Here is a 12,668-nt window from a genome sequence, read left to right on the forward strand (position 1 = left end):
CTCTCCTTTTCTGTTAGATATTACTTTCTTACAATATAATACATCTTTCTTAGTCATAAAGAAAAACCCAGAATTTTTTCTGGGCTTGATGACACTTACTTTTCTAGCATGATTAAAACTGACGGGCCTTTGCTTCACTTCGCAAGAGACGGTTATGGAGAGTAATCTCCGTTTCACCATTTACTTGCGATTTTGATCGCTTAATCCTTGACCAGTTGCGGTGGATTTTTTGAGATTTGGGGTCTAGTTGTTCGAACCTACTCATTTTTCATCCTCCTCATCATTATAGATTTCATAAGTGAAATCTTCTTTATTATGACCCGCTAAGGTGAATTTATACTAATTTCATAAGAAGCTTAGTTACTTCACTTTATTAGTTTTCGCTTAACCAAGTTAATGCATATTGTACATATAATTCGGCTCCAACGCGCAAACCATCTTCATCGATATTAAAATGACCGTTATGATGTGCCCAGCGTGTATCCTTTTCTGTATTGCCTGAGCCTACTAGAGCAAAACAGCCAGGTACTTCATCTAAGTAAAAGCTAAAGTCTTCTCCACCCATTGTCGGATCATCAACATGATAAGCATCCGCGCCAAAATGTTCAGCTGCAAGGCGCTCGACTAAGCTGGCACTCGCCACATCATTGTTGACGGCTTGTGTACCATATTCATAAACGACCTCTGCTGTGCCACCATAAAGTGAGGCAATCTGGTCAGCATAATGACGAATTTGCGTTTCGATATGTGAACGAACCTCTTTATCAAAACAACGCACAGTCCCTTCTAAAATGGCATCTTCTGCAATTACATTAAAGCGTGTGCCAACCTCCATTTTTCCAATTGTAAGAACGGCAGGTTGAAGTGGATTGACTGTACGTGCCACAACTGTTTGGACATTCAAAGCAAACGTTGAAGCAATCATCACGGCATCAATGGCATCATGTGGGACTGCGGCATGACCGCCCTGCCCTTTAAAGCGCACTTTGAAAATATCAGCAGAGGCAAAGGCAGGACCTTTATTACACTGAATTTTCCCTGTGTCAATTTGTGACCAAATATGAATACCAAAGACGTTATCTACACCTTTCATTGCTCCTTGCTCTACCATTGCTTTTGCGCCTGTAGCTACTTCTTCCGCTGGCTGGAAAATAAAACGAACTGTTCCCTCAATTTCTTCTTGTACCGTATGTAATGTCTTAGCTGCAATCAGCAACATGGCTGTATGCGCATCATGACCACAGGCATGCATCTTACCATCCGTTTTAGAGCGATACGGAATATCTTCTCGTATTTCATAAACTGATAATGCATCCATATCTGCACGTAAGGCAACGGTTTTTCCTTCCTTGCCCCCTTTTAACTCCGCAATAATGCCTGTTGGCTCTGTTCGTCTATACGGAATACCAAGGTTCTCTAAATATGCTGCTACATAATTCGTTGTTTCATATTCTTCCCAAGAAAGCTCTGGCTCACTGTGCAATTTTTGACGAATTGCCACAAGCTCACTATTTAATTCCGCAATAATTTCTTTCATTTTATTCATGCTGACTCTCTCCTTCTTTATAGCCAATTGACAAAAATACCCGCTAAAATCACAGATGTTATCGTTACACTAATGAAACCTCCCACAAGCATCGGTGGTAACATATGACTTAACAGCATTTCTCGTTCTTTTTGATCGGCTGTGGACGATTTCACTACTTCATTCGTTAAAATATAATCTGCTGGGAACCCATAGAGCGCTGTTAAGGATACAGCAAACGCTAAATTCGGGCTGACCTTTAAAACTTTTCCTGCGATGAAAGAGAAAATATACATACCAATGACTGCTAAGACAATAGACACTACTAATGGCACAATAATACGCATCAGCATTTCAGGGGAAGCCTGTTTTAAGCCATCAAATATAAAGAGCATTAACCCCATAATGGCAAAACCGAAGCCATTTGCTTTTTGCAATGGTTGTCTTTCTAAAAAACCAAATGTCGATGCAAGGACACCAAACACTAGGCATAGCACTAACGCATTGACTGTCACAACAGGTGCTAATGCTGTAGATGTACCATACGCTAATAATCCAACAAGCGCTAAACGGAAAAATTTAAAGTATTCTGTATTGTACTTGGTAGGAATTTTCCTAAATAATTTTGGTTGCTCAGATGCCTGTTCAACATCTTCCTCTACCTGTGTTACCGATTGTATATTCCCTTGCTGATGTTCTTTTAATAAACGTTTTGCTTCACGCTTCAATACAATGGACGTGATGGGATATCCTGCAAAACCTTGAATAACATAAATTACAATGGCAAAGACGGCTAAATCCTCTAAGCCAGCTGCAGAAGCGCCTTCTGACATCACTAGCGCTGCCACAACACCACCGACTAATGGTGGAACTGCAACTATCATCGTTTTTAAATCAAATAGCAAGGCACCAATTGTAAATAATATGGCGATGATGCCTACAATACCAGCTAAAGAAATAACGATGGCTTTCCACTGGTTTTTCAATTCCTTAAGGGACAGAAGTGTACCCATATTCGTAATTAATAAATACATTAACATCGTGGCAACGACTGGACCAATCCCGGCAATACTAACAATATCTTTCGGGAAGAATGTCCAATAGCCAATTAAAAATAATACCGCACAGACGAACACAGATGGAATCCACGCCTTCGTTCTTGTTGCTACGATATCTCCGATGTAAAGAATAGCAAGTACTATCGTCAGTGCTAACATTTGCGACATATCAAAGAATTCTCCTAACTTAGTAATTTTTTAATGTCATCTATAATAATACTAATTATTCTTAAAATTCTATTTTTACAGAAAAGAAGAAAAACAGCGCATGAACGAGCATATTCGTGACACTAAAATTACGGTTTTCCAAATATTTAGATTTTAAAGAATTTTCATAAAGCGCTTGCAAAAAAATAGAACCATTATAAAATGGTTCTACTTTTTCTTACATGCTATTTTTTGAAACGATTACCTGTGTTCGCATAGATCAATAAAAATATCGTAAGGGCGACAAAAAGTACAAGACCTACATGAAATAACCATTGTGTATGGAAAAATTCGTTTAGTATCCATAAAAGGACACAAAAACAGTAGCCATACATCATTTTTCCCATAAATCTTGCCAGTGCCTTTTCATCATATTGTTCTTTATCTTCCTGTGCCATCGTATGAAAGCCTTCAAGTAGAAAAGCTCCTTTACCTTGCGATAGAACAATGGCCAAGATGAGAAACGGCAGCATGATTATTAAATAGACAAGTACTCCCAAGGTTAATCATCCTACTTTTCATTTTTAATAAATTGCTCAATTGCTGGTAGTAATTCTTCATGCAGTGGCAGCGAAGGGTCTGCATAGGTTGCTAAGTTTTTGGCGCGATCTGCCGGTGCCTTTTTCAATACGTGATTCATACCCGCTAGATAAAGTAATTTTGAGTCTTGTTTGCCTTTCTTCAATGCCTCAGCATCGGCTTCCTTCACTTGTAAATCCGTTGTTCCTTGTACTAGCAATACACGGCTTTTTACTTTTGCAAGCTCATTAGCAGGTTGATATTTTAGCAAGGAAATCAGGAAAGGCTGTACAGATGGACGGAAAAGGGCCTGTAGCTCTGGCGAAATATTTTTCACTTGCTCCCCTTGCTTTAAAGCTGTCAAAATATTCGTGGATTCATTAAAAAGCTTTGGTGCTAATTGACCTTTTAATTGCTCTAAAAGCACTTCATCTAACGATCTACCTGCACCGGCAATGGAGACAAAGGATGCTACGCCTGTCTTTTGAGCCGCGAGCAAACCAATGAGTGAGCCTTCGCTATGACCAATCACATGGACACTTGTGTAGGCTTTATCAGCCATCAATGTTTGGATAATTTGTACAGCATCATCAACGTATTGGTCAAACGTTCCATCCTCTTCCTTTGTTAAGAGCGCTTGATTGTCACCAAGTCCTCGCTTATCATAACGCACCGTCGCAATGCCCTGTTGTGCTAAACCTTCGGCCAACATTTTCAAGCTATTATTTTTTCCAGCCAAAGCGGAATTACCATCTTTATCAGTTGGCCCCGATCCTGCTATTATCAGTGCCACTGGTGATGGAGATGGAGAAGCCTTTTGTACAGCTACCGTTAAGTTACCGTTTTGAACGGGAATTTTTAATGTGTCATAGGTAACAGGTTGCTCTTTATAAGCCTTTAGTATTAAAGGAAATTTCCCACCATTTTGTTGAAATGTAGCCTCTATTTGTTCATTTTTGATTGTGCCATTAATGGCAATAGCAGAGCCGTTTAAATTTATGGACACTTTTACTTTATCACCTGTATACGTCACACTTTGAAATGGAAAATTAGATAAGCCCTGTGCTGGCACGGATAATGTACCACTTTCCTTCTTTAAATCGATAATAATCGGTAATGGTCCATTTGGCGTTTCAATAGTTCCTTCCCATTTTCCAATAAACTGTTCATTCATTGCATTTGTCCCCTTTGATCCTTGATGTTGTGCAGTGACCTCTTTTTGCCCACAGGCAGCTAAAAGTAAAATTGTACAGCAAATCAATAACCATTTTTTCATCTAATCTTCCTTTCTATATGAAAATCACCAATAAAATTGGCAGTAACGTAATCGCTATTAAGATGTAACACCATTTGTTCGCGAAATTTACAGTCCAACCAATCCCGAACTTTTTAGGCACTAATAAGGATGGATCATTTTTATTGCAATAAAAAATACCCCATTTCCAGTATTGATCATCTGTGGCAGCTGTTTCATTTGTATGTACCTCATCAAAACGTTCATTACTTTTACTGAGCTTCCAAATGAACACTAGTAAACCACCCAACGTAACGACATTAAAGACAAGAAAAAGTGGGAAGAAGTAGGGAGCCGTTTGGTCTTGTAAAATAACAGTTGTATAGTGTAAAACAACAAATAGAATTGTCATACTAAAATTAATGGCTGCCAGGTACCAGCTTCCGTATTTACGCTGAGTTAACTCCCGATGAATGGATGCTTCTTTGGCCTGTGCACTTAATTGAATTTTGGCACTTTTCATACCTTGACTCATCATGAAAAAACTAATTTGTATTGCCAATAATATAAGTGGCATACTGATGACTGAGAGCCGCGATTTTTGAGTCCAACCATCGACCTCCCCTGCTCCATTCCAATGTGTTGCGAAAACCTCAGGGATTGACTCATAGTTCATGTACGTAAAAGCGATTAATGCAAGTGTGATGATAATGGGTACACTAAAAAATATAGGTGATAATGTTTCCTCTTTCTGACGGATAGACAAATCTGTCACATATACTGTTTTTATTTGTACCTCCCACTGCTCCTGCACCTTTAATTTTTTCGTTTTAGCATGATAACTCATGTAAAGACCTGATGATAAAAGGAGCATGACATACAAAAGGATAAAGGAAATTAAAGATACCTTCTCCTCTTGTATAGGTGAAAGATAGAGAGCGATTTGACCTACTAAGAATAAGCCAGCAATCCCTGCGATGATTTGGCTATAATGCTTCTTCCACAGCTTTAATTGTGGATGTTTGACATAAGGTTCGGGTATGGAAACACCAAAAACAAGTGTTTTTCTTGTTAAATGTGGTGTCATCATTTCCATAATTCCGACAATGATAAAGATGCCTACAATTATAAGCATACTACCCCTACTTCCATTGTTTTAAAATTCGCTGGAACAAACTTGTCATTTGCTCTTTCTCGAGGCCACGCGCAAAAGCCTCCGCCATGATAGGCTTCAAGGCATTTTCGACTTTTTCAACCTCCGTTTCTTCCAGCTCTCTCTTTTGACCACCAATAATGACCGCTTTTGCTTTCGGCTTCAATTCAATTAAGCCCTTCTCTTCAAGCTCATGATAACTTTTACTGACCGTGCTAACATTGATGCCTAGATCTGTAGCCATCGAACGTACAGATGGTAAAGTATCACCATTTTTCAGCTCACCTTGCGCAATGCATTCTATTATTTGATTGGCCAATTGTTTATATAGCTGCAATTCACTGTTTGGATCTAATTGTATTTGCATAATAACCCTCCAATCTGTATTGCTTGTAACCAAACAGAAATCTGTTATGTATAGAGTAATACAGATTTTCTTTAATGTCAAATGAAGGAATTTTTTATGGTGTTGAGTAGAGGTTTTTTCACAATAAGAGCGGGAGCCTTCCCTTAGTAGTGCTTTGAACTTCATTTAGAGCGGGTTCTCCTTCCTTATGAGCGCTTTAAATTTCATTTAGAGCGGATCTTGAGTACTTTAGACCCCAAATAAGAAACAAAAAGGACCCAGAATAATTCTGGATCCATGGACACTTATTGCTTCTATTTGATTTTTAACTGATATGGTTTACACTTCTTCTTAATCTATAGCAAAACAGAATGTTCTGTTTCACCTTTAGGCTTAAGATTTATGAAGCTTCAACCTTCAACAGTTGTGGCGGACTTTCCTGAGATTCTTGGTCTTTGGGTGTTTGACTATTACTACTCATTCTGCATCCTCCCCATCAGATTAGATTAATAAGTGGTTCCTCTCTTATTATGAACCTTCTTCTATTTTTTATACATGCTTTAGCTTTTTTCTGCAAAGACCTGTTGGGCTATCGTTAAAGCATTTTGCACTCTTGGAAAACCGATGTAGGGTGCTAATTGTAAAAGTGCCTCGACCACTTCTGTCTGTGTCAAGCCTGCATGTAATCCACGCTGAATATGCGTTTTGGTTTGTGGTGCAGCACCTTGTGTAACTACCGCTGTTATCACGACGAGTGCTCGACTCTTTGCATCCAGCCCAGGCCGTGCATAGACATCACCGTAAGCAAATTCAATAATCATTTTGCGTAAATCGGGTGCTATATCGGCTAATGCATCGGATTCAATCATCCGTGCTGCTTCTTCTTCTGTCACATATTGTTTAATTGTTTCGAGCCCCTTTGTAAAACGTTCATTCATTTCTTCATCCCTCCTACATTTACTTATACAAAAACCCCAATTCCGCGTCTCCAGAATTGGGGATTGTCCTTCACATATGTAAGGTTCTCTTCTTCACGTCACCCTCTGGCTCAGTGAAAAAGGATAAAGGTTTTCATAGTGCCTCACAGGACAGCTTTAATGAATATCTATGCAAAAAGTCACAAGGACATGCACGCAAAAATTAAATGGCTACAAGACAGGCTTTCGCTTTTTCAATTTGGATTTTTACTTGTTCAAAGCCAGTACCACCTAAGGAATGGCGGCGGCGAACAGCAGCTTCTGGCGCTAGTACATCATAAATATCCGCTTCAATTAACGTACTTTCTTGCTGCATTTCTTCCAATGGCAAGTCTAATAAATAAATGCCCTTTTGAATACATGTAAAGACAAGCTTACCAGTCACCTCATGTGCCTCACGGAATGGCATCCCCTTTGTAGCGAGGTAATCTGCTAGCTCCGTTGCATTTGAAAAATCAGCGTGAACAGCCTGATGTAAGCGTTCCGTGTTGACGGTCATTGTACGAACCATACCTTCAAAGATTTTAAGGGAACCAAGAATCGTATGAACAGTGTCAAACATCCCCTCTTTGTCCTCCTGCATATCTTTGTTATATGTTAATGGTGTGCCTTTTAACACCGTTAATAAGCCCATTAGATTCCCATAAACACGCCCTGTTTTACCACGAATAAGCTCTGCCATATCTGGGTTTTTCTTTTGTGGCATAATCGAAGAACCTGTTGAGAAGGCATCATCCAGTTCGATAAATTTAAATTCATCTGTAGACCAGATAATAATTTCCTCAGCAAAGCGTGATAAATGCGCCATAAGTAAGGAGGAATGACTTAAAAATTCCACGATAAAATCACGATCACTTACAGCATCCATGGAGTTTGCGTAAACCTCGCTAAACCCTAATAGCTCTGCTGATTTTAAACGGTCAATCGGGAAAGTTGTCCCTGCCATTGCCCCAGCACCTAAAGGTAAAATATCAATACGTTTTATGGATTCTGTAAAACGTTGTTTATCACGCTCTAGCATCCAAAAATAAGCCATTAAATGGTGTGCAAAGGAGATTGGCTGTGCACGTTGTAGATGCGTATAACCTGGTGCAATCGTTTCAATATGCTCTTGTGCTTTGTCTAATAGTGTTTGTTGGAACGTCACAATTAAATCAATTGCTTCCTGCACACGCTTTTTCAAGAAAAGATGCATATCCGTTGCTACTTGGTCATTTCGGCTACGTCCTGTATGTAGTTTGCCACCGACAGGACCTATTAAATCAATTAACATTTTTTCTAAATTTAAGTGTATATCTTCATTGGCAACGCTAAATTCAAGCTCACCTGCGATTGCCTTATCTTTTAATTGGGCAAGACCACCTAGTATGGCCTCTACATCAGCTGCTGGTAAAATTCCTGTAGCACCAAGCATTGTGACATGTGCAACACTACCTTCAAGGTCCTCTAGCACAAGTTGCTGGTCAAAGCCAATGGATGCGCCAAATTCGTCTACCCATGCTTCTGCTGATTTTTGGAAACGTCCACCCCAAAGTTTTGTCATGTCAGCTCACCTTTTCCTCGATTACTTATCAAAAGGTGTAGTAAAAGCACAAATGCCTCACCACACCTTGCTTGTTCAACATTACTTTTTATTCACAGATGAGTTCACTACAGTTGGTAGCCCCCATAACTCGATAAAGCCTACAGCGGAAGCATGATTGAATTGATCTTCCTTCGAGTATGTTGCTAGCTTTTCACTGTATAATGAATTTGGTGATTTACGTCCTTCTACAATCGCATGTCCTTTAAATAGTTTCACACGTACTGTACCATTCACATATTGTTGTGTTTGCGCAAGGAATGCTTCCAGAGCATCACGTAATGGTGAGAACCATAGACCGTCGTAAATTAATTCGGATAGTTTTTTCTCGATTACTGGCTTGAAGTGTGCTAATTCTTTTACAAGCGTTAAGTCCTCAAGCTCTTTATGCGCTGTTAACAGCACTTTTGCACCTGGAATTTCATAAACCTCACGAGATTTAATACCAACTAAACGATTTTCAACGTGATCGATACGTCCTACACCATGAGCACCTGCTACTGCATTTAATTCTTGAATTAAATCAGCAAGCTTCATTTCTTTTCCATTTAATGCTACTGGTTTACCAGCTACAAACTCGATTTCCACATACTCTGCTTCATTCGGTGCATTTTCAACAGAAACAGTTAAGCCATAAGCTTCTTCTGGTGGTGACACCCATGGGTCTTCCATAATGCCAGCTTCATTCGCACGGCCCCATAGGTTTTGGTCGATTGAGAATGGTGAATCCAATGTTGCAGGAATCGGTACATTATGCTTCATTGCATATTCGATTTCCTCATCACGGCTCCAGCCCCACTCACGTACTGGTGCTAATACCTCTAAATCTGGATTTAATGCTTTAATCGATACTTCAAAACGAACTTGGTCATTCCCTTTACCTGTGCAACCATGCGCAACAGCATCTGCGCCTACTTGATTAGCAATCTCTACTAGTTTTTTCGAGATAAGTGGACGGGAAAGTGCTGATACTAATGGATACTTTTGCTCATACCAAGTATGTGCTTGTAAAGAAATTAATGCATACCCTTCAGCAAATTCGTCTTTCGCATCTACCATATAAGATTCAATCGCTCCTACTTGAAGAGCTTTATTTTTTACGAATTCAAGATCTTTCCCTTCGCCAACGTCAAGACATACTGCAATTACGTCCCAACCTTGTTCTTTTAACCATGGAATTGCTACCGAAGTATCAAGTCCACCCGAATAAGCTAATACCACTTTTTTATTTGCCATTAAAAATGCGCCTCCATTGCTCTATCGATATGTATGTTTATACATTCATTTAAAAGTTTATACACGAATAGTATCATGTTATAAAAATAAATACAAGTGTATTTTTATAAATTCATAGACTTTTATTTTTATTGTCAAAAGTAAGTCGTTCCTTGTATAAGGTTGACAAGAAATCCATGGCAATTCACTCGAAAAAACGTTTTTTTACTATATATATAAATGTATACTATATAAATTTAGCAACGGACGAAAAAAAAGAATCCATGATACAAACTGGATTCTTTCTAGTTACTCGGCTGATTGTATCTTATACAAGACTTTTTTAGGATTAATCAAAATCAGTAGAACGGCCGCCGCCGAATATAAAATAGCATTATACATAATTAAATCAATTAGGTTTCCATTAATGGAGCCGATAAAAAAATTAAAGAGCTGATGAATAATAATAGGAATGATTAAATTCTGATTGATCGTATAAAATACTGTCATGATGATGGTCGTAGCTATAATCGTTAACATAAAGAAGAAGCTATATTTGATCAAATCCATTCCCATAAACCCTGTTGTAAGCCATATCGGTAAATGCCACATTCCCCACCAAAAGCCTATGATAATTGAAGCTATTAATGGCGAATACTTCTTTTGCAGCTCCAGCAGTGCAAAGCCCCTCCATCCTAACTCCTCACCCAGTGGTCCTGACAAAAGCGTTTTAACAAAATAAAAACTGAGCATGCCCCATGAAGACAGCGTAAAAATAGAGGTTTCTTCATAATTATTCATGATATGAAACAAAATCATGATAAAGATAGCTGTTTGTATCATCACGATTAAAACAATTACTGAAAGTGACAATTTGTTTTTGAATTTTTGTTTGACAAAGTGGATAAAACGTTGCCCAGGATAGATTCTTGGAAATAGTAACGCAAAGGCAAAGGTGGATGACCAAGCCGATAGACAGCGTACGGTATCAAATAGCCAAGTAGGATAGCCTAATAGCTTGACGGCTCCTACAACACAGAAAAGTGGCCAAAAAATAATATTGGTTAAAATAATAAAGCTTGCTACTGGTTTTTTTAATTTCTTTTTTCTACGCAAGTAGATCCCCCATTTCATCTGAATATCTTCAGCATAAACCTAGGGGTTGCTCACAGGTCAAACCCATTTTGCCATTATTTTATCGGTACATACATTTCTAAAAAAATACGTTCAAGCCCTTCTTCATAAGTGGTAAGCAATAAGTTGATATAAACAAGCCCTAAAAGCTCATAGCCATTTTCCTTAGATACTTTTCTTATACTAGCCTCTACTTTATTGTCTGTATTTTTGCCACCTGTTGACCAGCGCCCATCTTCAATAACTGTATAAAGACATTTGGGATGCGCTAAAACTTCACCTTTAATTGGATAATCGCTATTTTCTACTTTCCTGACAACCATAAATTTATTTTCGAGCATTCCGCTATCATCGAATCTAATAACTCTTCTTAAAGAAGTAAGAATTACCGCTTTCTTTATACTGTCTGCATTTTCTTTTAACGAATCATATTCATCATAGGCTGTATAATGATCTATTACGCCCATTATTTCTAATGGTTTCATTTCCTTTATAGTATACGTGCCTAGATATTGGCTAATTTTTTGACAATCCTCTTTTACAAGCTGGAGCTTTTTTAATTGTAGCTTTTTATAAGCTATTTCCTCTAACATTACTTGTTCTTTTTCTACTAACAATGATTGGATGCCCTCTATACTCTTGCCTTTTCTCAATTCCTGAATCTTTTTGATTTCAAAATCAATTTCTCTATAAAAATTGATTGTTGTGATATCGTATATATCAAAATGATTGTATGTTCTATACCCATTTTCACTATTTTGCTGGGGCTTTACTAACCCCTTTTCTTCATAAAATTTTAAGGTATCTCTAGAAACTCCTAGAAATTTTGCAACTTGACCAATTGTATACATCTATGTCTCCTTTTCAACTCTTCCTTTTTACTACTATAGCTACAATTATATGTAAATATGAAAAAACCGTAGACATGCACGTGAAGCATGTTTACAGTTTCAAATGTTGTTATTTCTTATGGAAAAATGATTTGCCTAGCCATTCAATGGTTGCAGGGGCTAATGCATACAATTTACTCGACAATCCCATAATTCTAGGTAGATTAATCTCACGAACAGGACGATCAATCGTTTTCACTGTCTCTTGAGCTACTTCCTCCGCTGACAATAAAAAGCGCCCTAAGGATTCTCGGTAGCCACTTGTATCATTGGCTTTATCTAAAAATGGTGTATCAATGGGACCAGGATGGATGGCTGTCACTTTTACATTGTACGGAGCTAATTCCATACGCAATCCATTGGTAAAACCGACAATAGCATGTTTCGTCGCAGCATAGACACTCGCTTTTGGTGTGGCCACCTTCCCAGCCTGAGAACCAATGAATATTAAATGGCCCTGTTTACGCTCTATCATCTTAGAGGCTAATCGTTTGGCAAGATAAATGGGTACGCTAACATTTAATTCGATCATTTGCGCAATATCCTCATCCTGTAAAGCAGGGGCTACAGCAAACTTCCCTACACCTGCTGAAAGAATCGCTACATCAATCGGTGGTAGCTGCGCACAAACATCATCAAGTGTATGTAGATTGGTTAAATCCGCTTGGATCACTTGAGCACCTAAACGCTCTAGCACCTTTAGTGCAACGGCATTGCGACCTGTGGCATAAACGATATGCCCTTGAGCTACTAGTAATTCAGTTATTTTTAAGCCAACCCCACTTGTAGCTCCTGTCACAAAGATTGTTTTGTTAGGATGTTTCATGT

At 38.5% G+C, this 12,668-nt stretch carries 13 protein-coding genes; all 13 read right to left on the reverse strand.

All coding sequences use genetic code 11. From position 1 onward, the window contains the following. Positions 1 to 112 precede the first annotated feature (112 nt). The 13 genes from NY607_RS10630 to NY607_RS10690 all read right to left on the reverse strand — a co-directional run bounded on the left by NY607_RS10630 (position 113) and on the right by NY607_RS10690 (position 12,666). On the reverse strand, positions 113 to 265 hold the full coding sequence (locus NY607_RS10630; RefSeq protein WP_004231380.1) for a YpzG family protein: 153 nt from the start codon (positions 263 to 265) through the stop codon (positions 113 to 115). A gap of 108 nt (positions 266 to 373) precedes the next feature. After that, positions 374 to 1,546 (reverse strand): amidohydrolase, encoded by a 1,173-nt coding sequence (locus NY607_RS10635; RefSeq protein WP_259419655.1) that lies wholly within the window; start codon positions 1,544 to 1,546, stop codon positions 374 to 376. Between the two features lie 17 nt (positions 1,547 to 1,563). Next, complete coding sequence (locus tag NY607_RS10640) at positions 1,564 to 2,751, reverse strand: membrane protein (RefSeq protein ID WP_048392374.1); 1,188 nt, start codon at positions 2,749 to 2,751, stop codon at positions 1,564 to 1,566. A gap of 224 nt (positions 2,752 to 2,975) precedes the next feature. Next, positions 2,976 to 3,290 (reverse strand): DUF3784 domain-containing protein, encoded by a 315-nt coding sequence (locus NY607_RS10645; protein ID WP_259419656.1) that lies wholly within the window; start codon positions 3,288 to 3,290, stop codon positions 2,976 to 2,978. 11 nt (positions 3,291 to 3,301) lie between these two features. Continuing rightward, positions 3,302 to 4,585 (reverse strand): alpha/beta hydrolase, encoded by a 1,284-nt coding sequence (locus NY607_RS10650; protein ID WP_259419657.1) that lies wholly within the window; start codon positions 4,583 to 4,585, stop codon positions 3,302 to 3,304. Positions 4,586 to 4,598: 13 nt separating this feature from the next. Further along, entirely contained in the window at positions 4,599 to 5,678 is a 1,080-nt protein-coding gene (locus NY607_RS10655; RefSeq protein ID WP_259419658.1) for a DUF1648 domain-containing protein, read from the reverse strand. A 7-nt stretch (positions 5,679 to 5,685) separates the two neighbouring features. Then, positions 5,686 to 6,063, reverse strand: a complete 378-nt coding sequence (locus NY607_RS10660) for a GntR family transcriptional regulator (RefSeq protein ID WP_009370283.1) — start codon at positions 6,061 to 6,063, stop codon at positions 5,686 to 5,688. A gap of 539 nt (positions 6,064 to 6,602) precedes the next feature. Continuing rightward, complete coding sequence (locus tag NY607_RS10665) at positions 6,603 to 6,980, reverse strand: carboxymuconolactone decarboxylase family protein (protein WP_112118372.1); 378 nt, start codon at positions 6,978 to 6,980, stop codon at positions 6,603 to 6,605. A 202-nt stretch (positions 6,981 to 7,182) separates the two neighbouring features. Beyond that, positions 7,183 to 8,562, reverse strand: coding sequence for an argininosuccinate lyase (gene argH / locus NY607_RS10670; RefSeq protein ID WP_009370279.1), 1,380 nt, complete (start codon positions 8,560 to 8,562; stop codon positions 7,183 to 7,185). Positions 8,563 to 8,643: 81 nt separating this feature from the next. Next, complete coding sequence (locus NY607_RS10675) at positions 8,644 to 9,837, reverse strand: argininosuccinate synthase (RefSeq protein ID WP_004231366.1); 1,194 nt, start codon at positions 9,835 to 9,837, stop codon at positions 8,644 to 8,646. A 288-nt stretch (positions 9,838 to 10,125) separates the two neighbouring features. After that, complete coding sequence (locus NY607_RS10680; protein ID WP_054549213.1) at positions 10,126 to 10,932, reverse strand: CPBP family intramembrane glutamic endopeptidase; 807 nt, start codon at positions 10,930 to 10,932, stop codon at positions 10,126 to 10,128. A gap of 74 nt (positions 10,933 to 11,006) precedes the next feature. Continuing rightward, positions 11,007 to 11,801, reverse strand: a complete 795-nt coding sequence (locus NY607_RS10685) for a MerR family transcriptional regulator (protein WP_259419659.1) — start codon at positions 11,799 to 11,801, stop codon at positions 11,007 to 11,009. A gap of 109 nt (positions 11,802 to 11,910) precedes the next feature. Beyond that, positions 11,911 to 12,666 carry an SDR family NAD(P)-dependent oxidoreductase gene (locus tag NY607_RS10690; protein ID WP_048392368.1) on the reverse strand — a complete coding sequence of 252 codons (756 nt, stop codon included), beginning with the start codon at positions 12,664 to 12,666 and terminating at the stop codon, positions 11,911 to 11,913. Positions 12,667 to 12,668: the final 2 nt, after the last annotated feature.

The sequence above is a fragment of the Lysinibacillus sp. A4 genome (genome assembly GCF_024919535.1).
GTDB lineage: Bacteria > Bacillota > Bacilli > Bacillales_A > Planococcaceae > Lysinibacillus > Lysinibacillus capsici.